Below are 26,146 nucleotides of genomic sequence, written 5' to 3'. Positions count from 1 at the left end.
CGCCAACATTTCTTCCTGCCTGAGGGACCCCAACCGGTCCCTTACTTCACGCGGCAACTTCTCGATTCAAGTTCGTTGCCAGCGCTCTTCCAGTACGCCTCACCCGCTTCACGCTCCCGCGTTTCAGCATGCCTTGACAGATAGTCCACCGCCACCCAGGTGGCAAACTGTGTGTCTGCCCAAGTGCTCCACACGCCTCACTTCGGACCGATAGCGCACGCGCCCCCCCCCCCGTAAGAGCGCCAAGTTATACGACGCGACAACCTACACACAGTTAGCCACCTAGGCTGCAGAAACCATTCGCTGCCGCTAGCACGTGTGCGGGTGTTTGAAGTGGGTGAGGCGCTCATTCAGCGCGTTGGCAACGAGCACCGACCAGGGCACTGTCACGTGAAGCGTGGGGACGTTGGGGGCCCGTGGATAAGAACACGGGCTGGCGGTGTTAGCCGCTTTCTTTTGCCTACTTTTCTTTGCGGCGGCAAAGAAAAGTAGGTGCCGCCCCGCACAGGGGCAACGCTTGAAGCACGAAGGCATAACGCGGATGCCAGCGCAAAGGCCAATACACCACACGGCAACGCCTGAAGCAGAGCGACAAATCGCGGATGCCAGCAAAAAACCAAACGCGCCGCAGGCAAAAACTTCACCGTCTCCGCATTAAAAACACAAAAACCTTATCCGACGTAGTCGTCACCTCAACAATCTCATTCCCAGTCTGCTTAGAAAACGCAGCAAAATCCCGCTGCGAGCCGGGATCCGTCGCCAGCACTTTGAGAATCTGACCACTTTCCATATCAGCCAGCGCCTTCTTGGCGCGCAGAATGGGCAGCGGACAGTTCAGACCGCGCGCATCCACTTCCTTATGAATCTGAATTTCCATCGACGTTGCCCTTCGTGAGCCGGCGCTCGTGCTGGATTTACGGCGCTCATGCAGAAGGGTCAAATTCTAACGCAAGCGCTCAACCCACGCCCAAGCCGCAACAGCCCGGGCGTGCGTGCCGCTACAGATCAACAGAACGTCCACTCGCCAGCGACTCACGCAACGCGTACCCAACGCGAGTCGCCTCCATCGCGTCCGCCAACGTCGCCCCGCTCTGCTTGCCTTGCCGCACAGCCGCGACGAACGCCTGCGCCTCGCACAAAAACGCATCCTCGAAACGGTCGAAGAAGGTCGGCGTGCACTCGTTGCGAATCCCGCTCGCGTCAGCGATTTCGACACGGTTCGCGCGCGGATTGCGCCCAACATACAGCGCGCCCGCCGTGCCGATCACCTCGCTGCCCGTATCGTTGCCGTGCGCCAGCGTGCGCGACGCGTAAAACATCGCCATGCGCCCGCCTTCGAACTCGCAGATCGCGACGCCATTGTCGACGTCGCCGAATTCACGCAGCCCTTCGTGCAACGCGATCACGCCGCTCGCATAGACGCGCGTCGCCTTCGGCATGCCGAGCAGCCATCGCGCGACGTCGATGTCATGCACCGTGCAGTCAAGAAATATCCCGCCCGACGTCGGCGCAAAGCGCACGAAAAAACCTTCGGGATCGTTCTGGTCGCAAGTCTGCGAGCGCACCATGAACGGCCGGCCAATCGCGCCCGCCTCGATTTTCTCGAACGCGCTGCGATAGCTCGGATCGAAACGGCGCATGAAGCCAATGGTCGCCTGCAACTGGGGATGACGCTGCGCCTCCGCGATCACCCGCTCGCACTCGGCCAGATCGAGCGACAGCGGCTTCTCGCAGAACACATGCTTGCCCGCGCGCAACGCATCGATGATCTGCTGCGCGTGCAACGCGGACGGCGTCACGAGCCACACCGCATCCACGTCGCGGTCTTCGTGCAGCGCGTGATAGTCGTCGTAAAGACGCGGCGCCGGCAACGTGGCGCGCGCCCACGCGCGTTCCTCTTCGACGGGACTGCACGCGGCCACCAGCGCCGCGCCCGACACGCGATACGCGAGATTCTCCGCATGCCGCTTGCCGAGCCGCCCCAGCCCAACCACGCCTATCCGCAGCGGGCCGCTCATTACAGTGCCTCGTTGAGCTTGACGGCACGCCCTTCGCGCCACGAACGCGTCGCCGCTTCGGCGAGTTCGAGCGCCTTCAGGCCGTCGGCGACCGTCGTGCGCACCGGCTTGCCTTGCGTGACAGCCTCGAAGAAATGCGCGATTTCGAGCGCATACGCGGCACGATAGCGTTCGAGAAAGAAATGCTCGGGCACGTCGCTCGATACAGCCGTCTTCGAATATGCAGTGACTTCCGTCGGACGCACATTGCCCGCCTGCAGCATGCCCTCGCTGCCGAGCAGTTCGAAGCGCTGGTCGTAGCCATACGCAGCGCGCCGCGACGTGTTGATCTGGCACAGACGCCCGCGCTTCGTGCGGATCGTCACTGCCGTGCAATCGATATCGCCCGCATCGGCGATCGCGGGATCGGTCAGGCAACTGCCCGTCGCGTGCAGCGTGTCCGCTTCGTCATCGAGAATCCAGCGGAAAATGTCGAAGTCGTGAATCAGCATGTCCTTGAAGATGCCGCCCGAGTGCTTGATGTACTCGACAGGCGGCGCGCCCGGATCGCGGCTCGTCACGACGAGCATTTCCGGCGTGCCGATCTCGCCCGCGTCGATGCGCGCCTTCAGCGCGGCGAAGGTCGGATCGAAGCGTCGCTGAAAGCCGATCATGCAGACGATGCCCGCTTTCGCGACCGCATCGGCGCACGCGCGCGCACGTTCCAGCGTCAGATCGACAGGCTTCTCGCAGAACACATGCTTCTTCTGCGCCGCCGATTGCAGGATCAGATCGGCGTGCGTGTCGGTGCTCGAACAGATCACGGTCGCGCCCACCGACGCATCGCCCATCGCGCCGTCGATATCCGCAACCTGCGCGCCGTATTGCGCCGCGAGCGCAGCCGCTGCATCGCGGTTCACATCGACCACGTACTTGAGCCGGACGCCCGGCTGCCGCGCAAGATTGGACGCATGGATCTTGCCGATGCGCCCTGCGCCGAACACCGCTACGTCGATTGTCTTGCCTGCCACATCAGTCATCGTATCCTCCAGTGTCTGTCGACTCTTCTACGTTCAATTCCAGCTTGTACGCGAGCGCGATGAACAGCGCCTGGCACAGGCAGATCGTGCTGGTCAGCGAGCGGAATGCAAACGCGCTGCCCTCTTTCACATACAACTGCGTGCTCGCATAGCGCGCGAGCGGCGACAGCTGACTATCCGTAATGACGAGCGTCTTTGCCTGATGGTGATGCGCGACGCGCAGGCAATGCTGCGTCTCTTTACCGTAAGGCGCGAAGCTGATCGCGATCACGACGTCGCCCTTCTTCACGCTGCGAATCTGCTCGCGATACATCCCGCCGAAACCCGACACGAGATGCACGCGCTTGGGCGTGTGCTGCAACGCGTAGACGATGTAGCTCGCCACGGGGAACGAGCGCCGCACGCCGATCACATAGATGTTGTCGGCGTGCTGCAGCATCTTCACGGCGGCGTCGAACTGCGCGTCGTCGAGCGAGCCTTCCAGTTCGTCGAGACCATCGCGGCATGCCGCCACGAATTCGCGCGCGACGCTGCCGCCCGACAGCCGCCCCGGCTTCTCGTCGATCAGCTTGCGAATGCGCTGCTGATAACTCTGCGACGACGCGCCTTGCGTCGTGTAAGCCTGGCGGAACACGGCCTGAAGGTCGGAAAAACCCGAAAAGCCGAAACGCTGCGCGAAGCGCACCACAGCCGACGGATGCACGCCGCAACTCGTCGCAATGTCGCTGGTGCGATCCACCATCACGCTCGATCGATGCTGCTCCAGATACGTCGCCACGCTCTTCAACTGACGCGGCAACGATTCGTAGTTTTCCGCGATGCGCTGCATCAATTCTTCGACGCTCGGCAACTCTTCTGTGCTGTCTTCCGCCATGGTCTTTACCTCTGTGCTTCTGGGTGCTTTTTTGCAGTGCAAAATCCCGTCCCGTAAGGCTGACAGGGAATGACAATGCACTGTCCCGACGTTGCGGAGTATAGGCACAACCGAAAGCAAATGGAATGGATTTTCCATTTTTCTTTGACATGAAATTTTCATTGCAAGTCTCGAAAAGTTGGCCTAATCTTGGTCCTGAGCGATGACGCAACACCGAGCCGGCATCACCTCGCAAAGCGTCATACGCTCCCCTCAAATACGAACAGACAAAGGTGGAGACAATGAGACTTTGCAATGGCAAGGCTTCGTTCAAAGTTCTGGCAGCAGCATTAACCCTGGCCGCAGGCATCGGTGCCATGACGGCGGCATCGACGGCACAAGCAGCAGACGCGAAGTTCGTGCTCATCAGCCACGCGCCGGATTCGGACTCGTGGTGGAACACGATCAAGAATGCGATCAAGCAGGCCGACGAGGATTTCAACGTCGCAACCGACTACCGCAACCCGCCGAACGGCGATCTCGCCGACATGTCACGCCTGATCGAACAGGCCGCGGCGCGCAACTACGACGGCGTGATCGTCACCATTGCCGACTTCGACGTGCTGAAGAGCTCGCTCGGCAAGGTCACGGGCAAGAAGATTCCCCTCGTCACGATCAACTCCGGTACGGAAGAACAGAGCGCGCAGCTCGGCGCGATCATGCATATCGGCCAGCCCGAATACGTGGCAGGCAAGGCGGCAGGCGAAAAGGCCAAGGCCGCGGGCGTGAAGTCGTTCCTGTGCGTGAACCACTTCGCAACCAACGCCGTTTCGTTCGAACGCTGCCGCGGCTTTGCCGACGCGCTCGGCGTGAACTACAAGACCTCGACGATCGATTCGGGCCAGGACCCGACGGAAATCCAGTCGAAGGTGAGCGCCTACCTGCGCAACCATCCGAACACGGGCGCGGTTCTGACACTCGGCCCGACGCCCGCCGCGGCCACCATCAAGGCGGTGCAGCAGATGGGCCTCGCGGGCAAGATCTACTTCGCCACGTTCGACTTCTCGGATGACATCGCGAAGGGCATCCAGGACGGCACGATCAATTTCGCAATCGATCAGCAGCCGTATCTGCAAGGCTACATCGCCGTCGCCGTGCTGGCGATCGTGAAGAAGGATCACACGACCGATCCGACGAAGATCCGGCAAATCCTGCAAGCGAATCCGAAGTTCAAGGAACGCCTGCAGACCTACGGCCTCGAGCCGTCGTATGGGCCGAAGAACATCCGTTCCGGTCCGGGCTTCATCACGAAGGCGAATATCGACAAGGTCATCAAGTACGCGGGCCAGTACCGCTAAGGGCCTTTCCTCTAGCCAGTCATACGCGGTACCGGGCGCGCCAGCACAGCGCGACCCCGGCGGCCCTTTGCCGCCATCGTCGGGCGACCCGACCGCGTCGTTTAACGGCTTTCTGCGCCTCTCGCCACTCATCCGAGTGAAACGCACAGCAAAGCCATGGGACCCGAGTAAGCGCTGAAGCGCCAACTCGGGCTGACTCGCCAAGGGAACAGAGTAAGCGCTAAAGCGCTAACTCTGTTCGACCTGGCATGGGACCCGAGTAAGCGCTGAAGCGCCAACTCGGGTCGACAAGGAGACATCATGGGCGTAGCCGGCAAACACTATCCAACGCATGGTCACGACGCACCGGGCAGCGATGCGCCGGGCGCCGATGCGCAATCCGCTGCACCGGCATTGCCCGGCGACGAGCGCGTCCGCAAGGAATCGTTCTTCGGGCATCTGCTGAACCGGCCGGAATTTGCCGCGATCTCCGGCACCGTGCTCGTGTTCCTCGTGTTCGCCCTGTCGGCCGGCAACTCGGGGATGTTCAATCTCGACGGCGTGATGAACTGGTCGCAGGTCTCCGCCTATCTCGGCATTCTCGCCGTCGGCGCGTGCCTGTTGATGATCGCGGGCGAGTTCGATCTGTCGATCGGTTCGATGATCGGCTTCGCGGGCATGATGGTCGCCATTCCATCCGTCTACTTCCACTGGCCGATCTGGGCCGCGATCATCTTCGCGTTCGCCGGATCGATGGCGCTCGGCGCACTGAACGGCTATCTGGTGATGCGCACGCGCCTGCCGTCGTTCATCGTGACGCTCGCGTTCCTGTTCATCCTGCGCGGCCTGACGCTCGCGCTGTCGATCATGGTCGCGGACCGCACCATCATCTCCGGCGTCGGCGATCTCGCGCAGTCCGACGCCATCACCAACTTCCTGTTCCATGGCGTAGCGTTCCATGGACTCTTCACGAGCCTCGCGCATATGGGCGTCGGCTCGCTGCTCGAAAACGGCCAGCCGCTCGTGCCGGGCATTCCGAAAGTGGTGCTGTGGTGGTTCGCGCTTGCGGCAGTCGGTGCGTTCGTCCTCGCGAAGACGCGTTATGGCAACTGGGTGCTGGCTGTCGGCGGCGATGCGAACGCTGCGAAGAACGTCGGTGTGCCGGTGCGCCGCGTGAAGATTTCCCTGTTCGTGCTGACCGCGTTCTGCTCGTGCCTGTTCGCCGTGCTGCAAGTGTGCGACATCGGTTCCGCTGCTGCCGACCGTGGCCTGCAAAAGGAATTCGAGGCGATCATCGCCGCGGTGATCGGCGGCACGCTGCTGACGGGCGGCTATGGATCGGTGGTGGGCGCGTGCTTCGGCGCGCTGATCTTCGGCGTCGTGCAGATCGGCATCACCTATACGAATGTCAGTTCGGACTGGTTCCGCGTGTTCCTCGGCGTCATGCTGCTGATCGCGGTGCTGTTCAACCACTATGTGCGCCGTCGCGTTGCGCAATCGTAATCGGGAGACGACCATGTCCGACACTCTCAAGCAAGACGACTTCATCCTGTCGCTCGAAAACGTCAGCAAGTTTTTCGGCAAGGTAATCGCGCTATCAGGCGTCACGCTGCGCCTGCGGCGCGGCGAAGTGCACTGCCTGCTGGGCGACAACGGCGCGGGGAAATCGACGCTCATCAAGACGCTCGCGGGCGTGCATCAGCCCTCGGCCGGCGACTACCTCGTGGACGGCAAGAAAGTGCTGTTCGAATCGCCGAGCGATGCGCTCGATATGGGCATCGCGACCGTGTATCAGGATCTCGCGCTGGTGCCGCTGCTTTCTGTCGCGCGCAACTTCTTCATGGGACGCGAGCCGCAGAAAAAGCTCTTCGGCCTCGTCAACGTGATGGACCTGGAAACGAGCGCGAGCATCGCCCGCGAGAAGCTCGCCGAAATGGGCATCAACGTGCGCGACCCGCATCAACCGATCGGCACGATGTCGGGCGGCGAACGGCAGTGTCTCGCGATTGCGCGTGCGATTCACTTCGGCGCCCGCGTGCTGATTCTCGACGAACCGACGGCCGCGCTCGGCGTGAAGCAGAGCTTCAACGTGCTGAAGCTGATTCACAAGGCGCGCGCGAAGGGTATCTCGGTGATCTTCATCACGCACAACGTGCATCACGCGTATCCGATCGGCGATTCGTTCACGCTGCTCAACCGCGGCAAGTCGATGGGTACGTACACAAAAGAAACCATTACGAAGGACGAAGTGCTCGACATGATGGCGGGCGGCGCCGAAATGCAGAAGATGATCGGCGAACTCGAAGGCGCGACGATTTAAGCAACTGTCGACCAGAGTTGGCGCTTTAGCGCCTTACTCTGGGTCCCATGCAAAGCCTTCGCACTCATCTGCTGCCAGCACACTCAGGACACACTCATGGCTCTTACCAGTAAGCCCACGACTCAGAACGCGAGCCGCTTCGCGGCGGGCCGCAGCCGCGACATCATCTGTCTAGGCCGGCTTGCCGTCGATCTGTACGCGCAGCAAGTCGGCTCCCGCCTCGAAGACGTCGCGAGCTTCGCGAAGTATCTGGGCGGCTCGTCGGCGAACATCGCATTCGGCTGCGCGCGGCTCGGCCTGAACGCATCGATGCTCGCACGCGTCGGCAACGACCACATGGGCCGCTTCCTCACTGAGACGCTAACGAAGGAAGGCTGCGACGTCAGCCACGTACGTGTCGATCAGGAACGGCTCACCGCACTCGTATTGCTCGGCCTGAAAGACCGCGACACGTTCCCGCTGATTTTCTATCGCGAGAACTGCGCGGACATGGCCGTCGACGAAGCGGATTTCGACGAGGCCTACATTGCGTCGTCGAAAGCGCTGCTGATTACGGGCACGCACTTCTCGACGGAACAGGTGAACCGCACCAGCCGCCGCGCGCTCGAATACGCGCGCAACAACGACGTGCGCACGGTGCTCGACATCGACTATCGCCCCGTACTGTGGGGACTCACAGGCAAGGCCGATGGCGAAACGCGCTTCGTTGCGAACGAAAGCGTCAGCGCGCACATTCAAGGCATCCTGCCCCTCTTCGATCTCGTGATCGGCACCGAAGAAGAGTTCCGGATCGCGGGCGGCAAGGACTCTCTGATCGAATGCCTCAGGGAAGTACGCAAGGTGACGCCCGCGACGCTCGTCGTGAAGCGCGGGCCGCTCGGCTGCCAGATCATCGACGGCGACGTGCCCGCTTCGATCGACGATGCGCCAATTCAAGGCGGCGTCGAAGTCGAAGTGCTGAACGTGCTTGGCGCGGGCGATGCGTTCGCTTCCGGCTTCCTGTCGGGCTGGCTGCGCGATGAGCCGCTCGACGCCTGCGCACGCGCCGCGAATGCGAGCGGTGCGCTGGTCGTATCGCGCCACGGCTGCGCGCCCGCCATGCCGACACCCGCCGAATTGGACTACTTCCTGAGCGAAGCGAAAGCCGACCCGGCACGCATGCGCCGACCCGATCGTGACGCGACGCTTGCGCGTCTGCATCGCGTGACGCCCGCGCGCAAGACCTATGACGAAGTGCTCGGCTTCGCCTTCGATCACCGCAACCAGTTCTTCGAACTCGCGCAGCAGACAGGCGCGGACCTGTCGCGCATTTCGAAGCTGAAGAGTTTGTTCGTCGAAGCCGTCGCGCAAACGGAACAGGCACTCGGCCTGCAAGGCAAGACGGCGGTGCTGATCGACGATCGCTACGGCCAGGACGCGCTCAACGCAGCGACGGGCCGCAACTGGTGGATCGGCCGACCCGTCGAATTGCCGGGTTCCGTGCCGCTCGTCTTCGATCACGGACGCTCGATCGGCACGACGCTCGCCAGCTGGCCGCGCGAGCATGTGGTGAAGTGCCTCGTGCAGTTTCATCCCGACGAGCCGATCGAACAGCGCATCGAACAGGAAGCGCAGTTGCGCGCGCTCTACGATGCCGTGCAGGAGTCGGGCCACGAACTGCTGCTCGAGGTGATTCCGCCGAAGAGCTTGCCCGGCGGACCGGACATTGTGCATCGCGCGTTGAAGCGCATCTACAACATCGGCATCTATCCGGAGTGGTGGAAGCTCGAACCGATGGATGCGTCGCAGTGGCAAGCCGTCGATGCGCTGATCGAGGAACGCGATCCGTACTGCCGCGGCGTCGTGCTGCTCGGCTTGTCGGCGCCTGTCGAGCAGATGATCGAAGGCTTCCGCGCGGCCGCGCAATCGAAGACCTGCAAGGGCTTCACGGTTGGCCGCACGATTCATTACGAGGCGAGCCAGGCATGGCTCGCAGGACAGATCGACGACGACGAAGTGATCGCCCGCGTGCGCCGCACGTTCGAAACGCTGATCCGCTCGTGGCGCGAAAGCCGTGGCACAGCGCATGCGGCGGGTTCGCATACCATCCGTCAGGAGCAGGCAGCATGAATCAACGTGCGTTGCATCACGATGTGACGACCTCGCCTGAAACGGCCGCGCAGGTATCGGCTGACGGCACGATCCGTCTGACGGCCGCGCAGGCTGTGGTCCGCTATCTCGCCGCGCAACGCGTCGAGACGGAAGACGGCACGGGCACCGAGCCGCTGTTCGGCGGCGTGTTCGCGATCTTCGGGCATGGCAACGTCGCGGGCCTCGGCGAGGCGCTCTATCAGTATCGACATGAACTGCCGACTTATCGCGCGCACAACGAACAGGCGATGGCGCACAGCGCGATCGCCTTCGCGAAAGCGCACTTCCGACGGCGGATGATGGCCGTCACGACCTCGATCGGTCCGGGCGCGACGAACCTCGTCACGGCGGCGGCGCTTGCGCATGTGAACCGCTTGCCCGTGTTGCTGCTGCCCGGCGACGTTTTCGTGTCGCGCGCGCCGGACCCGGTGTTGCAGCAGGTCGAAGACTTCCACGACGGCGGCATTTCCGCCAATGATGCGTTCAAGCCCGTGTCGCGCTACTTCGATCGCATCGTGCATCCCGCGCAGTTGCTCAACGCCTTGCCGCGCGCGATTCGCGTGCTGACGGATGCCGCGCTGTGCGGACCCGTTACGCTGGCGATGCCGCAAGACGTACAGGCCACCGCGTACGACTACCCCGCCGATTTCTTCGCGCCGCGTGTGGTGAAGTTGCATGCGCCCGCGCCCATTGAGCATGAACTCGATGAAGCGCTAGCGATTCTGCGCAACGCGAAGCAACCGATGATCGTCGCCGGCGGCGGCGTGCTCTATGGCCACGCAACGGATGCATTGAAAGCGTTCGCAACGCGCTACGGCATTCCTGTTGCGGAAACGCAGGCGGGCAAGAGCGCGCTCGCGTGGGACGACCCGTTGAATCTCGGCTCGCTCGGCGTAACGGGATCGCCCGGCGCAAACGAGATCGCGCACGACGCCGATTGCGTGCTCGCTGTCGGCACGCGTCTGCAGGACTTCACGACGGGCTCGAACACGCTCTTCACGCACGCGAAGGTGATCGGCATCAACGCGAATGCATTCGACGCCATCAAGCATCGCGGCTGTATCGTGCAGGCCGATTCGCGGCTTGCGCTCGAAGCTTTGTCGTCGCGACTGGAAAGCTGGCAAGCGGATGCGGCATGGACATCACACGCGAAGCAGCGTGCGAACGAATGGCGCGACATCGTGCAGAAGCTCACGCATGCGCCACAAGGTGTGGAAGGCAAAAGCGTCCTCCCCTACGACGCCGACGTGATCGGCGCGGTGCAGCGCTCGAGCGAACACTCGACGACGGACGACATCGTCGTCTGCGCAGCGGGCACGCTGCCCGCCGAACTGCACAAGCTGTGGCGCGCCGGACGTCCGGGCGCGTACCACGTCGAATACGGCTATTCGTGCATGGGCTACGAGATCGCTGGGGGTCTTGGCGCAAAGCTCGCGTGTCCCGAGCGCGAAGTGATCGTGATGGTCGGCGACGGCAGCTATCTGATGATGAACAGCGAGATCGCTACATCTGTGATGCTGGGCGCGAAGCTGATCGTCGTCGTGCTCGACAATCGCGGCTATGGCTGCATCAACCGCTTGCAGCAGGCCTGCGGCGGCGCGCCGTTCAACAACATGTTCGACGACTGCGTGCAAGGCGCGCCTGGCGCACCGAACATCGACTTCGCCGCGCACGCGCGCGCGATGGGTGCGCAAGCGGAGCACGTTGCGAACGTGCAGGAACTCGAAGCGGCGATGCAGCGCGCTCGCGCCGCGGACCGCACGTACGTGATTTCCATCGACACCGACGCCGCGCGCACCACGGACGAAGGCGGCTGGTGGTGGGAAGTCGCCGTGCCGGAAGTGTCGCAGCGCGAAGGCGTCCGCAAGGCACGCGCCGATTACGAAGCGCATATCAGCGCGCGTGGCAAAGACAATGAGTGAGGAAGCGCACATGAGCCAGTTCGAAGTACGTATCGGCATCAATCCGCTGTCGTGGATGAACGACGATCTGCCGTCGCTCGGCGGCGAGACGCCGCTCGACGTCGCGCTCACGGAAGGACGCGAAATCGGCTATCAGGGGTTCGAGCTTGGGAACAAGTTTCCACGCGAGCCTGAGGCGTTGAAGGCGTTGTTCAAACAGTATGATTTGTCGCTCGTGTCCGGATGGTATTCGGGGCGGCTCGCGGATTTCAGCCGCAGCATCGAGGACGAGTGCAAGGCCGCCGATTCTCATCTGGAGTTGCTCGCGAAGAACGGCGCGACGGTGATGGTCTACGGCGAGGTGCACAACACGATCCAGGGCTCGCCGTTGCCGTTGTATCAACGGCCGCGCTTTTTCACCGATGAGCAATGGAACACGTACGCAAAGCGCCTGAATGAATTCGCACGCTATACGTTGAGCAAGGGCGTGCGCGTTGCGTATCACCATCACATGGGCGCGTATGTCGAAACTGCCGCCGACGTCGATCGTCTGATGGCGTTGACTACCGACGACGTCGGCCTGCTGTTCGATGCGGGACACATTACGTTTGCGGGCGGCGACGCGCTTGCGGTGCTCAACCGGCATGTCGGCCGTGTGTGTCACGTGCATTGCAAGGACGTGCGCCCTGCCGTGATGAAGCTCGCACGCAATCGCAACTGGAGCTTTCTCGATGCGGTGATTGCGGGCGCGTTCACGGTGCCGGGCGACGGCGCCGTCGATTTTTCCGCGATCATCGATACGTTGAAGCGTCACGGTTATCGCGGCTGGCTTGTCGTCGAGGCGGAGCAGGACCCGGCTGTCGCGCCGTCGTATGCTTATGCGCAGAAGGGTTATCGCACGCTGCGCACGCTCGTCGATGCGCCGCTCGATGTCGCACAGGAGGCAGCATGAGTTTGCTTGTCAAGGCACAGCGCGAGGGCCAGACGATCGCGCGCGTGACGCCTGAAACGGCGGGCTGGAAGTATGTTGGTTTCGCCGCTTACCGGATGGAACCGGACGAGATCGTGCATGTGCTGGAAGCGTCGCGTGAGGTGTGTATTGTCGTGATGGCGGGTGCCGTCGATATCGAAACGGATGCGCAGACGTGGACGGGACTTGGTTCGCGGGACAGCGTGTTTGAGGACAGCGCGCCTGTTGCGGTTTATTTGCCGCCTGGTGTGCGGGCTATTGTTCGTGCTAACCGGCGGGCGGAGGTGGGTGTGGCCAGTGCGCCTGCCAAGGGCGAATATCCTGCGCGGTTGATCGAGTCTTCGCAGATGAAGCGGTCCGTGCGGGGTAAGGGCGCGAATACGCGGTATGTGTGCGATATTCTTCCGCAGACTGAGACTGCTGAGTCGCTGCTTGTGGTTGAGGTGCGGACGCCGAGTGGACATTCGTCCAGCTATCCGCCGCATAAGCACGATACTAATAATATTCCTGCGGAAAGCTTTCTTGAAGAGACTTATTACCATCGGCTTAGTCCGCCGCAAGGGTTTGCTTTTCAACGCGTGTATACCGATGAGCGGGATATCGATGAGTCTCTCGCGGTTGAGGATCACGATGTCGTGATGGTGCCGCGTGGGTATCATCCTGTCGTTGTGCCTTATGGCTATGACTCTTATTATCTTAATGTCATGGCTGGGCCTACCCGTACCTGGCATTTCAAGAATGATCCGCGGCATGAGTGGATTATTGAGCGGGATGCTAAGGGTTAGGTTTTGGTCTGCGACGCTGTTCGGTGTTTTGGCCTTTTCGCTGGCATCCGCGCTATGTCTTCGTGCTTCACGCGTCGCCCCTGTGCGGGGCGGCACCTACTTTTCTTTGCCGCCGCAAAGAAAAGTAGGCAAAAGAAAGCGGCTCACACCGCCAGCATTTCTTCTTGCCTGAGGGCCCCCAACCGGTCCCACGCTTCACACGGCAACGTCTCTGTTGGCGCTCGTTGCCAACGCTTCGAATGAACGCCTCACCCACTTCAAATACCCGCGTACAAGCTAGCGGCAGCGAATGGTTTCTGCCGCCCAGGTGGCAAACTGTGTGTAGGTTGTCGCGACGTATAGCTTGGCGCTCTTACACGGTGGAACGCGTGAGCTATCGGTCTGGAGTGAGGCGTGTGCGGTGCTACGGCCTACACACAGTTTGCCACCTGGGCGGCGGTGGAATATCTGGCACGGCATGCGGCGACGCGGGCGCGCGAAGCAGGTGAGGCGCATCGCAAGAGCGTTGGCAACTAACATGAGTCACGTGGTTGCCGTTTGAAGTGTGGGACCGGTTGGGGGCCCTCAGGCAAATACAAGAACTGGCGGTGTTAGCCGCTTTCTTTTGCCTACTTTTCTTTGCGGCGGCAAAGAAAAGTAGGTGCCGCCCCGCACAGGGGCAACGCTTGAAGCACGAAGGCATAGCGCGGATGCCAGCGAAAACACAAGCAAACCAAACCACCCGCGCCGCGAACGCTCAACCCCGGTTGCCAGCGCAAAAGCAAAAAACCCAACCACATCGCGGATGCCAGCGAAAACCAAAGCAAATCTGAGTGTCTTTGTCCACGCGCTGCCGACAAGATTTCTGGAGGACGCTCACCAACCGCGAGCGCGTTTGAACCGTTTCGAACAGTCAGCAGCAAACGCCCGCCGCAAGGCGCTTTGCGCAATGACGGCCGTGCAAGTCAAACAGAGAACAAAAGTGATGCGATGCGAAATCACCCCACTCCAAGCCATTCGCGCGCCACGTCGGGCCGCGCCCGGAACGATTCCAGCGATCCGTCGAACACGATCTCGCCATGTCCCATCACGGCGATACGGCTAGTAATCCGGTCTGCGATCACGAGCCGCTGTTCGATCAGCAGCATCGCGACGCCGCGCTCGCGCAGCAGTTTCAATGCCGCTGCAAGCTGCACGACGACCTGACCCGCGAGTCCTTCAGTCGGCTCGTCGATCACGATGAGATCAGGGTCGCCGAGCAACGCGCGCGCCACCGAAAGCATCTGCTGCTCGCCGCCCGACAACGCGCCCGCCTTCGTTCGCGCACGTTCGCGCAGCACGGGAAAGAGCGTACGCGCGTCGTCGAGTGTGAAGCGCGCAGCGCGTCTGCCGTTGCGCGGCTTGAGGCCCAGTTGCAGGTTTTCCTGCACCGTCAGTGTCGGAAATACATCGCGCTGTTCGGGCACATAGCCAATGCCGAACCGTGCAATCTCGAACGCGCGCCGGCCTTCCAGCGGCTGTCCGGCGAAACGGATCACGCCTTGCGTGCGTACGAAACCCATGATCGCCTTCGCCAGCGTCGAGCGGCCCGAGCCGTTGCGGCCCGCGAGCGCGACGGCTTCGCCCGCTTCGATATGCAGGTCCACGCCATGCAGCGCCTGGCTTGCGCCGTACCACGCGCGCAGATCGCGAATTTCGAGCAATGGGTTCATCGCGCGGCTCCCTGTGCGGCGTCGCCGCGATCGTCGATATCGCCCAGGTACGCCGCGCGCACGGCGGGATCGGCGCGAATCGCGTCCGGCGTGCCCGTCGCGATCACCTCGCCTTGCACGAGCACGCTGATGCGATCCGCGAGACCAAACACGACGTCCATGTCGTGCTCGACCATCAGCAGCGTGCGGCCCGCCGTCGCTGCGCGGATCAGTTCGACGGCGCGCGCCGCCTCGGCGCGGTTCATGCCCGCCGTCGGCTCGTCGAGCAGCAGCGTATGCGCGCCGCTCGCCAGCGCCAGTCCTAGATCGAGCGCGCGTTGGTCGGCGTAACTCAGCGTGCCCGCGATCACGTCGCGACGTTCGCCCAGACCGACGGCGTCCAACACTTGCTCGGCGTGCTCGTCGCCCTCGCGCGTCGCGGTGAAGCGCTGCCACCAGCGCATGCGGTCGCGATTCGCGATCTGCGCTGCGCAACGCAGGTTGTCGAATACGCTGAGCTTCGCGAAGAAACTCGTCGTCTGAAAACTGCGCGCGAGTCCGCGACGGCAAATCGCCGCAGGCGCAAGACGCGTGATGTCCGCGCCATACAGTTCGATGCGGCCCGCGCTCGGCCGCGCCGCGCCCGCGATCAGATTGAAGAGCGTCGATTTGCCCGCACCGTTCGGACCGATCAGCGCGTGACGTTCGTGCGGCTCGACCATGAGATCGACGCCGCGCAGGATGCGCGTTGCGCCAAAGCGCTTGTCGAGACGTCGCACGGCGATGGCGGGAATCATTCGCTGACCTCCGCGCGCGTTTCGTCGTTGAGCTTTCCGTCCATGCGCGCCGCCACGCGCATCGTCAGCCAGCCGATCGCGGCGAGGCACAGCACGGCCACCGTGAGCCACAAAGGAGCGATCGTCGTGACGAGACTCCTGCGCTCTTCCGTGCCGAAGCGTTGCGCGTACGCCCATTGCACGAACAGCACGACGGCAAGCGAACACGCGCAAGCGCTCGCCATCCGGCAAGCAAACCACGGCAGGCAGACGCGCCAGCCATCGCGTGCAATGCGTGCGGTTTGACGCCGCATCCATCCCGCGATGCCATCGGGCGCGCACACCACCACGACCACGAAGAACAGCCCGAGATACAGGAGCCACGCGCGCGTCGCGCCCGCCACGACGACGCTGAAAAACGTCAGCACGACGGCACCCGCCACCGGCCCAAAAAACGCCCCGCTTCCGCCGATCACCGTCGCGATCAGCACCGAGCCCGAGCGCAGCATGCCGACGCTTTCCGTCGATATCAGTTCGACATTGATCAACCCGAGCGTCCCCGCAATGCCCGCAAAAAACGACGACCACACGACGACCTCATAACGCACGCGGCGCGGAAAGCAACCGATAGCCGCCGCGCGAACCGGGTTGTCACGCACGGCATTCGCGAGCCGCATGAACGGCGTGCGCGACAGCAGGTACATCGCGATCACAGCGAGCGCGCACCACAACGCGATCAGCGCGTAGGCTTCGCGCGCAGGCCCGAACGTCAGGCCCGGCACCGCGATACCCGCCGTGCGGTCGATCGCGACACCCGCTTCGCCGCCGAACCAGTCGGGCAAGGTCCAGGCCGCCGCCGCGACGAGTTCGCCGATGCCGAGCGTGATCATCGCGAACGCGGTGCCCGCGCGACGCGTCGCAACGAGGCCATACAGCGCACCGAACAGCGCACCACCGATGCCGCCCATCAACGGCAGCAGCGGCAACGGCACGCCGACGCGATTGAACAGCTGCGCGGCGATCAGCGCGCCGATGCCCGACGAAGCCGCATGCCCGAACGACAGCAGCCCCGCGCCGCCGAGCAGCAGGTTGTACGACAGCGCGAACACGATCATCGCGGCGGTCTGCGCGAGCCAGGCGACGAGCCAGCTTTGCGTCGATATGCACGGCGGCAGGATGAGCAGCGCCGCGAGCGCGGCCCACGGCAGCGCCGCGCGCCATGTTGGCCTACGCGGCGAAGCGGGCTGCGCGTCGTGCGACTGGTTCACGTCACGCATCGTCGTCGCGTTGTCCGAAGAAGCCGCGCGAGCGCACGGCGAGCATGGCGACGAGCAGCAGATACGGCACGAGCGGCGCGAGTTGCGCGAGCGTCAACGCGCTCCACGCAGCGGGCAATGCGTTGTCGAAGTCGCCGAACAGCTCGCCGAGCGGAATATCGGTTGCGACCGCGAACGTCTGCACGCAGCCGATCACGAGCGACGCCACCAGCGCGCCGCCGAGCGACCCGAGCCCGCCGATCACAACCACGACGAACACGATCGATCCCACCGATTCGGCCATCGCCGGTTCGAGCACGAACAGCGGCGCGCCGATCACGCCCGCCAGCGCGGCGAGCGCCGTGCCCGCCGCGAACACGCCGGTGAAGACGCGCGGCACGTCGTGACCGAGCGCTTCGACGGCTTGCGGATGCGTGAGCGCCGCGCGCACGATCAGCCCCGCTTTCGACACACGCAGCACCGCGTGCAACACAACGAGCATCGCAATAGCGACGGCCATCATGAACGCGCGATAGCGCGAGAACGCGACGCCGTACACATCGAGCAGCGGACCATCGAGTGCTTTCGGCACGGCGGCGCTCAGCGCCTGCAAGCCCCAGACGAGCTTGACGCCCTCGCCGATCAGATACGCCGCGCCGAACGTCAGCAGCAACTCCGCCAGATGTCCGTGCGGCCGCACACGCCGCAGCAGCCATCGTTCGAGCGCCGCGCCCATCAGCCCGACGACGAACGGCGCGACGATGAGCGCCCACCAGAAGCCCATGCGCGCCGCGACGGAAAAGCCGACATACGCACCGAGCATGTAGAAGCTCGCGTGCGCGAAGTTCAGCACGCCGAGCATGCTGAAAATCAGCGTCAATCCCGCCGACAGCATGAACAGCAGCAAGCCGTAGCTCACGCCATTCAGCGCATCGATGACGAACGACTGCACGCGTCAGCCCGCTTGCGCGTCTTGCACGCCTTCCACGACGAGCAGCGGTTCGAGCGCCGCGCGCAGCCTGTCGGGCAATGTAACAGGACGCCGCGTTTCGCGATCCACGTACACGTGCACGAAATGCCCTTGCGCGGCGGGCTCGGCGTCGCCTTCCCTGAAAAGCCCTACTTCGTAACGCACGCTCGACGTGCCGAGCCGCACGACACGCAAGCCTGCATCGATGCGATCCGGAAACACGATCGGCGCGAAGTAGTTGCACTGCGTCTCGACGACGAGGCCGATCGTCGTGCCGTGCTCGATATCGAGCACGCCGCTGCGGATCAGATACTCGTTCACGACGGTATCGAAGTAGCTGTAATAGACGACGTTGTTCACGTGCCCGTACACGTCGTTATCCATCCAGCGCGTGGCGATAGACAGGAAGTGCGGGTAAGCCGTGCGCGGCGCGGGAGCGGGCTTGTTCATGTCGTGTGCGGTTGAATGGAAGAACGGCGCTTACATCGACTCGATCAGCATCCGCCGATAATCGTCGGCCGTCGCTTCGCGCGGATTCGTCTTGTGGCAATGATCGGCGAGCGCGCCCTTGATGACCTTGTCGAACGCACTTTCGTCGACGCCCATTTGCTTCAGGCCCGTCGGCAGTCCGAGGCGCGCGGTCATGTCGTGCAACGCTGCCGCAAGATCGGCATGGTCCGGCAGATTCATCACGCGACGCATGCGCGCGTAACGGCGATTCTCGACGACAGACGGCGCGCTTTCGTTGAAGCGCAGCACGGCGGGCAGCACGACGGCGTTCAGCGTGCCGTGATGCAGCGACGTGCGACCGTTTACCGACACGCCGCCGAGCGGATGCGACAGCGAATGCACACAGCCGAGTCCTTTCTGGAACGCCATGGCGCCCTGCATCGACGCGCTCATCATGTGCAGGCGCGCGTCGCGGTTCTGGCCGTCGCGCGTTGCGAGTTCGATGTTCGCCCAGGCGCGCTCCAGGCCGTCGAGCGCGATGCCGTCGGCGGGCGGATTGAACGACGGCGCGAGAAACGTTTCGATGCAGTGCGCGATCGCGTCCATGCCCGTCGCGGCCGTCAGCGCGGGCGGCAGGCCGAGCGTGAGGCCCGGATCGCAGATAGCCGCCTTCGGCAGCAGATGCCACGAATGAAAGCCGAGCTTGCGGCCGTCGTTCAGAATCACGATCGCGCCGCGCGCCACTTCGCTGCCCGTGCCCGCCGTGGTCGGAATCGCGATCAGCGGCGCGGCCTTGTCGGTGATTTTGGCGCTGCCGCCTTCGATCGTCGCGTAATCCGTCATCGTGCCCGCATGCGTCGCCATGATCGCGACGCCCTTGGCCAGATCGATCGACGAGCCGCCGCCTATCGCCACGAGCCCGTCGCAGCCCTCTTCCCGATAGCGCTGCGCGGCCGCCATCACCATCGCTTCCGTGGGGTTCGATGGCGTGTCGTCGAAGATGGGCACGCCGGGCAGCTTCAACGCGTCGATCGCCTGCTGCGCGACGCCCGCCGCCATCACGCCCTTGTCCGTCACCACGAGCGGCCGCCGGATGCCCGAGCGCTCGCACTCCGCAGGCAACTGCGCGAGCGCGTCGTAGCCGAGATGAATGTGCGTCAGATAGTAGATGTAGGCCATGGCGATGCGTCTCCGTTGTTATCGAGGATTCCGTGCTCGCACCGTCGAAACGGCGAGAGCGGCTGACTGCGACCATCACGGCAACGGTTGCGCGTTGCCGTTTTAATGTTCCGTTATTGACCCGGTCTCTCGATGAACTCGACCGGCAAGCCGCATCGGCGCATCCAGTCGCCAGGCGCGTGACTCACGCGGCGCACAGCTCACGAACCTCGGCGACGAAGCGCTCGACCGTTTCGGGCTGCGTATCCCACGCGCACATCAACCGGCAGCCGCCCGCGCCGATGAACTCGTAGAACTTCCAGCCACGCGTGCGCATCGCCTTCGCGACATGCGGCGGCAATTGCGCGAACACCGCGTTCGATTCCGTCGGGAACATGATGCTCACGCCCGGAATTTCCGCGAGGCGCGACTCCATCAGTTGCGCCATGGCATTTGCGTGGCGCGCATTGCGCAGCCAGACGTCATTGTCGAGCAGGCCGAGCCAGGGCGCGGAGATGAAACGCATCTTCGACGCAAGCTGTCCCGCCTGCTTCAGCCGATACGCGAAGTCGTCAGCGAGCGAGCGATCGAAGAACACGACCGCCTCGCCGACGGGCAAGCCGTTCTTCGTGCCGCCGAAGCACAGCACGTCGACGCCCGCGCGCCACGTGATTTCCGACGGATGCACGTCGAGCGCTGCGACGGCGTTTGCAAAGCGCGCGCCGTCCATGTGCACCTTCAGATGACGGCGCTTCGCGATCGCTGCAATCGCGCGGATTTCCTCGACGCTGTACACGGTGCCCACTTCCGTCGATTGCGTGAGCGTCACGACCTTGGGCTTCGGATAGTGGATGTCGGCGCGACGCGTGACGACGGCTTCGATTGCATCGGGCGTGAGCTTGCCGGCGACGCCCGGCGCCGTCAGCAGCTTCGAACCGTTCGAGAAGAACTCGGGGCCGCCGCATTCGTCCGTTTCGATGTGCGCGAGTTCGTGGCAGATCACCGAATGGTAGGACTGGCACAGCGACGCCAGCGCCAGCGAGTTCGCCGCCGTGCCGTTGAAGACGAAGAACACTTCGCAGTCGGTCTGGAACAGGTTGCGCAGGCGGTCGCAGACTTGCTGCGTCCACGAGTCGTCGCCGTAGGCCGGTTCGTGGCCGCTGTTGTTGGCGGCGATCAGCGCTTCGAGCGCCTCGGGGCAGATGCCGGCGTAGTTGTCCGACGCAAAATGTTGCATGGCAGGCGGCGCACCCGGCGATGAGCGCGCAATGATGACTGGAAAGCGGACATTTTAGTGCGGCGGGTGCTGAATTTGTTTCTGGCGGGTTTGATCGGGCGCGAACGGGCGCCTGGTGAGGATTGGAGGCCGTGCGTGCGAGAGTCCGCTGCACAGCCAGTGGGCGTGAGAGGTGCCCGCGGTTGTTCGGTCGTCGTGGTGCTCGCGGGCGTTGTTCGTCCGCGCCATCCGGCGGCGTCTGGGTGGCGTGCCGGGCTTTTGCTCAGGCGCGAAACGACGGGCGCAGCACCGTCACCACGACGAGACCCACGGCGCCGGCGAGCAGCGCGAGCGCCGCCAGCCACAACGCCAGCGTGAACGAACCGGTGTGCGCGGCGATCGGCGCGGCGACGAGCGGACCCACGATCTGCCCAAGGCCGTAGGCCGCCGTCGCGTAGCCCATGAGTCCGGCCGCGTTGTCGCCGTGCAGCCGGCGCGCCTCGCGCATCGCGAACAGGGTGATAGCCGTGAACGGCAAGCCAATCAGCGCGCTGCCAAGCGCGAAGCCGCCTGCCGTCGGCGACACGATGCCCGCGAGGATGCCAAGCGCCTGCAGCACGTAGCAGCCGGCCAGCAGCGTGCGGTTGTCCCAGTGCGACGGCAGACGCGCGCCCACCAGCGCGCCAACGACCAACGCGCCGCCGAACATCGGCCAGAACAGATCAGGCCACGGCGAATCCACGGGCAGCGCAGCGCGGGCGATCACGGGCAAAAACGTCGCGGTGATGATGTAGCCGAAACCGGGCACGCCGTAGAGAACGATCAGCCAGAAGGCATCCGCGCGATGCGGATGCACGCGATGCCGATGCGCGTCAGTCTGCGTCGACGCGTTTTTGCCCGCCGCTGCCGTTGCGCTCGCCTTTGCCTTGGATGCCGGCTCGAACGTGCGCCACACGAGCACCGTCAGCACGGCCGAGACGAGCCCAAACCCGATCCAGCCCGCCGACGCTCCATATCCGCCCGCCGCACTGACCAGCAGGCCCGTCGCCGCGATGCCGAGGCCCGGACCGGTGTAGATCACACCGCCCCACTCGTTCGCGCCCAGTTCGGCGAGCCGCCGCAAGCCCCATTGCGAGGCGAACACGAAGGTCCACGCGCTAATCGCCCCCGCGATGAAACGCACCACGGCCCAAACCCAAAACTGATGCGTGACGCCCATCGCGAGCACGAGCAGCACAGTCGAGGCGAGGCCCGTCTTCACCACGCGTGCCGCGTCCATACGCAGCGCCACGCAGGCAATCGCGCCAAGGAAATAACCCGCGTAATTGAGCGACGCGAGCCAGCCGCCATGTCTGATATCGAGCGCGCCGCCGTGGAGCATCAGCGGCAACAGCGGCGTAAAGGCAAAGCGGCCGACGCCAAGCGCGACGGCAAGCGCCGCCATGCAGGCGAGCGCGGCGCGACGTGCGGCATTGGGTGAAGCGTGGTTTGTCTGGAGGGTGCGGGTGGCGAAATCGTTCATCGATGTCATGGCGGTGGTCTGCCGTCCCGAGATTGGACGGCACAGCGGTCTGCTTCTTCCACACCATCGTAGCTTGACCCTTCAATCTCATAAAATGAATAATACGGATAGATTTAATCTCACGGAGAGATTGATGGATCTTGCCGCCCTTACGATCTTTCGCGCCGTCGTGCGCGAAAACGGCGTGACGCGCGCCGCGGCGAAGCTCAATCGCGTGCAATCGAACGTGACCACGCGTATCAAGCAGCTCGAAGAGCAACTGGGCACCGAACTGTTCGTTCGCGACGGACGGCGGCTCGTGCTGACGCCCGCGGGCGAGACGCTGCTGCCCTATGCCGAACGGCTGCTCGCGCTCGCCGACGAAGCGCGCCACGCGGTCAAGGACGCCCGTCCGAGCGGACGACTGCGGCTGGGCACGATGGAGAGCGTCGCCGCGACCCGCTTGCCCGGACTGCTCGCGCAGTATCACCAGACGTGGCCCGACGTCGCGCTCGAACTGGAGACGGGGACGACGGGCAAGCTGATTGATCGCGTGCGCGAATTCGAGGTGGACGCGGCAATCGTCGCGACGCCGCTCGATCCCGGCTGGATCGGCGATCTGTTCGAGGTCGTGCCCGTGTTTCGCGAAGAACTGGTGATGGTGTCGCCGCGCGGTCATCCGCCCATCCATCATGCGAGCGATATTTCGCTTTCGACGTTGATCGCGTTCGAGGTGGGTTGCGCGTATCGCGTGCATGTCGAAAAGTGGTACATGGAGCACGGCGTCCGGCCCGCACGGGTGCTGGAGCTCGGCTCGTATCACGCGATCGTCGCGTGCGTGGCGGCGGGCGCGGGCGTGGCTTTTGCGCCGCGCTCGGTGCTGGCGCTGCTGCCCGAATCGGACGATATTGCCGTGCATCCGCTCGCGGAGCTCGGCAGCATCGAGACGCTACTAGTCTGGCGACGCGGTCACTTCTCGTCGGCATTGAATGCGTTGCGCGGGATGCTGGTGGCAAGCGGGAACGTGCAGGAGAAGCCGGAGGACGAGGTGGCTGCCTGAGCGCCTGACAGAAGATGTTTGGCTAACCTGAAAGCACAAAATCAAAAAGCCGTGAGTCTCATCGACTCGCGGCTTTTTGCTGATGCGAATGCTACGTAGCGCGGAGGCTCAGAGCTGCGCTTCGACCCAGCCCTTCACGCCAGCCAGCGCAGCCGGCAGATTGGCCGGCTCGGTACCGCCCGCCTGCGCCATGTCCGGACGGCCGCCGCCCTTGCCGCCGACCTGCTGCGCGACGAAGTTGACCAGCTCGCCTGCCTTGACCTTCTTGCTCGCCTCGGCCGTGACGCCCGCGATCAGGCTGACCTTGCCGCCTTCGACGGACGCCAGTACGATCGCCGCGCTCTTGAGCTTGTCCTTGAGCTTGTCGACGGTTTCGCGCAGCGTCTTGACGTCCGCGCCTTCCAGTGTCGCCGCCAGCACCTGCACGCCGGCAACCTCGATGGCCTGGCCGGCCAGTTCATCGCCCTGGCTCGACGCGAGCTTCGACTTCAGCGCGCCCAGTTCCTTTTCCAGCGACTTCACCTGGTCCTGAACCATCGAGATACGCTGCGTCAGTTCCGACGGCTGCGCCTTCAGCGCCGCGGCCGCCGCGTTGATGCGCGCATCGAGTTCCTGAACGTAACGCACCGCGTTGTCGCCCGTGATCGCTTCGACACGGCGAATGCCTGCCGCGACGCCGCCTTCCATCACGATCTTGAAGAAGCCGATGTCGCCCGTACGATGCACGTGCGTGCCGCCGCACAACTCGCGCGAGAAGCCCAGATCGAGCACGCGCACTTCGTCGCCGTACTTCTCGCCGAACAGCGCCATTGCGCCGCCCTTCACCGCTTCGTCATACGGCATCACCTGCACGATGCCCGGCGCGTTCGCCAGCACTTCGGCATTGACGATGGCTTCGACGCGGCGGATTTGATCGTCCGTCATCGGCGCGTTGTGCGCGAAGTCGAAACGGGTCTTGTCGGCGTCGACGAGCGAGCCCTTCTGCTGCACGTGGCCGCCCAGCACTTCGCGCAACGCCTTGTGCATCAAATGCGTGGCCGAGTGGTTGCGGGCCGTGCGCGCGCGGCGGATCGCGTCGATCTCCGCCTTCACGACGTCGCCGACCTTCAGCGTGCCCTGCTCCAGCGTGCCGTGATGGCCCACGACGTCCGCCTGCACCTTCAGCGTATCGGCGACGGCGAAGCGCACGCTCGCGTTCGCGAGCACGCCCTGATCGCCGACCTGGCCGCCCGACTCCGCGTAGAACGGCGTGTGATCCAGCACGACGACAGCCTGCTGGCCCTTCGTCACTTCGTTGACGGACGCACCGTCGACATACAGCGCCGTGACCTTCGCGTCGTCGAAGACGATTTCCTCGTAGCCGTGGAACGTGGTCTTGGCGCCCGAGTATTCGAGGCCCTGCGCCATCTTGAACTTGCCGGCTGCGCGAGCCTGTTCGCGCTGACGAGCCATTGCTTCGTCGAATGCCGGCTCGTCGACCGTCACTTCGCGCTCGCGGCACACGTCCGCCGTCAGATCGAGCGGGAAGCCATAGGTGTCGTGCAGCTTGAACGCGACTTCACCGTCGAGCGTCTTGCCGCCCTTCGATTCCAGATCGGCCAGCGCGCTTTCGAGGATCGACATGCCGTGCTCGATGGTCTCGAAGAAGCGCTCTTCTTCCTGGCGCAGCACGTCCGTGACGCGCTGCTCGGCGTCTTTCAACTCGGGATACGCGCCGCCCATTTGCGCGACGAGATCAGTCACCATCTTGTGGAAGAACGAACCCTTACGGCCCAACTTGTAGCCGTGACGGATCGCGCGGCGCACGATACGGCGCAGCACGTAGCCGCGGCCTTCGTTGCCGGGGATCACGCCGTCGACGATCAGGAACGAGCACGCGCGGATGTGATCGGCGATCACCTTCAGCGAGTTGTTCGACAGATCTTCGACGCCTGTTTCACGCCCGGCTGCCTTGATCAGCGCCTGGAACAGGTCAATCTCGTAGTTGCTGTGCACGTGCTGCAGCACAGCCGCGATACGCTCCAGCCCCATGCCCGTGTCCACGCACTGCTTGGGCAGCGGCGTCATGTTGCCCTGCGCGTCGCGGCTGAATTGCATGAACACGAGATTCCAGATCTCGATGTAACGGTCGCCGTCTTCTTCAGGCGATCCCGGCGGGCCGCCCCACACGTCCGGGCCGTGGTCGTAGAAGATTTCCGAGCACGGACCGCACGGGCCAACGTCGGCCATCTGCCAGAAATTGTCCGATGCGTAGCGCGCGCCCTTGTTGTCGCCGATGCGGATGATGCGCTCGGCCGGCACGCCGACTTCCTTCTCCCAGATGTTGAAGGCTTCGTCGTCTTCCTGGTAGACGGTGACCCAGAGCTTTTCCTTCGGCAGCTGATAGACGCCCGTCAGCAGTTCCCACGCGTAGTGGATCGCGTCACGCTTGAAATAGTCGCCAAACGAGAAGTTGCCGAGCATTTCGAAGAACGTGTGGTGACGCGCGGTGTAGCCGACGTTTTCCAGGTCGTTGTGCTTGCCGCCCGCGCGCACGCTGCGCTGCGACGTCGTAGCCCGCGAGTACGGACGCGATTCGGCGCCGAGAAACACGTCTTTGAACTGCACCATGCCCGAATTGGTGAAGAGCAGCGTCGGGTCGTTGCCGGGCACGAGGCTCGACGAACGGACGATCGTATGGCCCTTCGATTCGAAGAACTTGAGGAATTTCTCGCGGATTTCGGCGGCTTTCATAGCGTGCTTTGGGGACGGTCCTG

21 protein-coding genes are annotated in these 26,146 nt (G+C 63.7%); 8 read left to right on the top strand and 13 right to left on the bottom strand.

The features are described from left to right. Positions 1-640 precede the first annotated feature (640 nt). The 4 genes from C2L64_RS05150 to C2L64_RS05135 all read right to left on the bottom strand — a co-directional run bounded on the left by C2L64_RS05150 (position 641) and on the right by C2L64_RS05135 (position 3,911). Positions 641-871 (bottom strand): sulfurtransferase TusA family protein, encoded by a 231-nt coding sequence (locus tag C2L64_RS05150; protein ID WP_035537843.1) that lies wholly within the window; start codon positions 869-871, stop codon positions 641-643. Between the two features lie 127 nt (positions 872-998). Further along, the gene (locus C2L64_RS05145) at positions 999-2,018 is read right to left on the bottom strand and encodes a Gfo/Idh/MocA family oxidoreductase (protein WP_090835728.1); all 1,020 of its coding nucleotides are present in this window, start codon (positions 2,016-2,018) and stop codon (positions 999-1,001) included. Continuing rightward, entirely contained in the window at positions 2,018-3,037 is a 1,020-nt protein-coding gene (gene iolG / locus C2L64_RS05140; protein WP_090835729.1) for an inositol 2-dehydrogenase, read from the bottom strand. The genes C2L64_RS05145 and iolG overlap by 1 nt, the downstream gene beginning before the upstream one ends. Next, entirely contained in the window at positions 3,030-3,911 is an 882-nt protein-coding gene (locus C2L64_RS05135; protein ID WP_007750044.1) for a MurR/RpiR family transcriptional regulator, read from the bottom strand. The genes iolG and C2L64_RS05135 overlap by 8 nt, the downstream gene beginning before the upstream one ends. A 281-nt stretch (positions 3,912-4,192) precedes the next feature. On the opposite strand from C2L64_RS05135, the gene C2L64_RS05130 reads away from it, so the two are divergent. The 7 genes from C2L64_RS05130 (at position 4,193) to iolB (ending at position 13,333) form a co-directional block, all read left to right on the top strand. After that, positions 4,193-5,248 (top strand): sugar ABC transporter substrate-binding protein, encoded by a 1,056-nt coding sequence (locus C2L64_RS05130; RefSeq protein ID WP_090835730.1) that lies wholly within the window; start codon positions 4,193-4,195, stop codon positions 5,246-5,248. Positions 5,249-5,548: 300 nt separating this feature from the next. Next, the gene (locus C2L64_RS05125; RefSeq protein WP_007750020.1) at positions 5,549-6,730 is read left to right on the top strand and encodes an ABC transporter permease; all 1,182 of its coding nucleotides are present in this window, start codon (positions 5,549-5,551) and stop codon (positions 6,728-6,730) included. Positions 6,731-6,743: 13 nt separating this feature from the next. Continuing rightward, complete coding sequence (locus C2L64_RS05120; protein ID WP_090835802.1) at positions 6,744-7,547, top strand: ATP-binding cassette domain-containing protein; 804 nt, start codon at positions 6,744-6,746, stop codon at positions 7,545-7,547. A 96-nt stretch (positions 7,548-7,643) separates the two neighbouring features. Beyond that, a complete protein-coding gene (locus C2L64_RS05115) occupies positions 7,644-9,656 on the top strand; it encodes a bifunctional 5-dehydro-2-deoxygluconokinase/5-dehydro-2-deoxyphosphogluconate aldolase (protein ID WP_090835731.1) in 2,013 nt (670 codons plus the stop codon). After that, positions 9,653-11,599, top strand: a complete 1,947-nt coding sequence (gene iolD / locus C2L64_RS05110; RefSeq protein WP_090835732.1) for a 3D-(3,5/4)-trihydroxycyclohexane-1,2-dione acylhydrolase (decyclizing) — start codon at positions 9,653-9,655, stop codon at positions 11,597-11,599. The genes C2L64_RS05115 and iolD overlap by 4 nt, the downstream gene beginning before the upstream one ends. 10 nt (positions 11,600-11,609) lie before the next feature. Next, positions 11,610-12,530 carry a myo-inosose-2 dehydratase gene (gene iolE, locus C2L64_RS05105; protein WP_007750008.1) on the top strand — a complete coding sequence of 307 codons (921 nt, stop codon included), beginning with the start codon at positions 11,610-11,612 and terminating at the stop codon, positions 12,528-12,530. Further along, positions 12,527-13,333 (top strand): 5-deoxy-glucuronate isomerase, encoded by an 807-nt coding sequence (gene iolB / locus C2L64_RS05100; protein ID WP_090835733.1) that lies wholly within the window; start codon positions 12,527-12,529, stop codon positions 13,331-13,333. The genes iolE and iolB overlap by 4 nt, the downstream gene beginning before the upstream one ends. Positions 13,334-14,310: 977 nt before the next feature. Here the strand turns inward: iolB and C2L64_RS05095 are convergent. The 8 genes from C2L64_RS05095 to C2L64_RS05060 form a co-directional block, all read right to left on the bottom strand. Then, positions 14,311-15,024: an ABC transporter ATP-binding protein gene (locus tag C2L64_RS05095; protein WP_090835734.1), complete on the bottom strand. Its 714-nt coding sequence runs from the start codon at positions 15,022-15,024 to the stop codon at positions 14,311-14,313. After that, positions 15,021-15,800 carry an ABC transporter ATP-binding protein gene (locus C2L64_RS05090; RefSeq protein WP_090835735.1) on the bottom strand — a complete coding sequence of 260 codons (780 nt, stop codon included), beginning with the start codon at positions 15,798-15,800 and terminating at the stop codon, positions 15,021-15,023. Before C2L64_RS05090 ends, C2L64_RS05095 begins: the two co-directional genes overlap by 4 nt. Continuing rightward, positions 15,797-17,056 carry a branched-chain amino acid ABC transporter permease gene (locus C2L64_RS05085; RefSeq protein WP_090835736.1) on the bottom strand — a complete coding sequence of 420 codons (1,260 nt, stop codon included), beginning with the start codon at positions 17,054-17,056 and terminating at the stop codon, positions 15,797-15,799. The genes C2L64_RS05090 and C2L64_RS05085 overlap by 4 nt, the downstream gene beginning before the upstream one ends. Continuing rightward, positions 17,049-17,987 carry a branched-chain amino acid ABC transporter permease gene (locus C2L64_RS05080; protein ID WP_007744045.1) on the bottom strand — a complete coding sequence of 313 codons (939 nt, stop codon included), beginning with the start codon at positions 17,985-17,987 and terminating at the stop codon, positions 17,049-17,051. Before C2L64_RS05080 ends, C2L64_RS05085 begins: the two co-directional genes overlap by 8 nt. A gap of 3 nt (positions 17,988-17,990) precedes the next feature. Further along, positions 17,991-18,455, bottom strand: a complete 465-nt coding sequence (locus C2L64_RS05075; protein WP_090835737.1) for an acyl-CoA thioesterase — start codon at positions 18,453-18,455, stop codon at positions 17,991-17,993. Between the two features lie 30 nt (positions 18,456-18,485). Beyond that, the gene (locus C2L64_RS05070) at positions 18,486-19,634 is read right to left on the bottom strand and encodes an iron-containing alcohol dehydrogenase (RefSeq protein WP_090835738.1); all 1,149 of its coding nucleotides are present in this window, start codon (positions 19,632-19,634) and stop codon (positions 18,486-18,488) included. Positions 19,635-19,818: 184 nt separating this feature from the next. Continuing rightward, complete coding sequence (locus C2L64_RS05065) at positions 19,819-20,850, bottom strand: threonine aldolase family protein (protein WP_079499963.1); 1,032 nt, start codon at positions 20,848-20,850, stop codon at positions 19,819-19,821. Between the two features lie 262 nt (positions 20,851-21,112). Further along, on the bottom strand, positions 21,113-22,351 hold the full coding sequence (locus tag C2L64_RS05060; protein WP_090835803.1) for a YbfB/YjiJ family MFS transporter: 1,239 nt from the start codon (positions 22,349-22,351) through the stop codon (positions 21,113-21,115). Between the two features lie 133 nt (positions 22,352-22,484). On the opposite strand from C2L64_RS05060, the gene C2L64_RS05055 reads away from it, so the two are divergent. Next, positions 22,485-23,390, top strand: coding sequence for a LysR family transcriptional regulator (locus C2L64_RS05055; protein ID WP_090835739.1), 906 nt, complete (start codon positions 22,485-22,487; stop codon positions 23,388-23,390). Between the two features lie 108 nt (positions 23,391-23,498). Here C2L64_RS05055 and alaS read toward each other — a convergent pair whose 3' ends face one another. Continuing rightward, positions 23,499-26,123, bottom strand: coding sequence for an alanine--tRNA ligase (gene alaS / locus C2L64_RS05050; RefSeq protein WP_090835740.1), 2,625 nt, complete (start codon positions 26,121-26,123; stop codon positions 23,499-23,501). Positions 26,124-26,146 lie beyond the last annotated feature (23 nt).

The sequence above is a fragment of the Paraburkholderia hospita genome, assembly GCF_002902965.1.
Classification (GTDB): Bacteria; Pseudomonadota; Gammaproteobacteria; order Burkholderiales; family Burkholderiaceae; genus Paraburkholderia; species Paraburkholderia hospita.
Note: the sequence above shows the minus strand (reverse complement) of the source record. Positions and strands in the feature narration are given on the sequence as shown.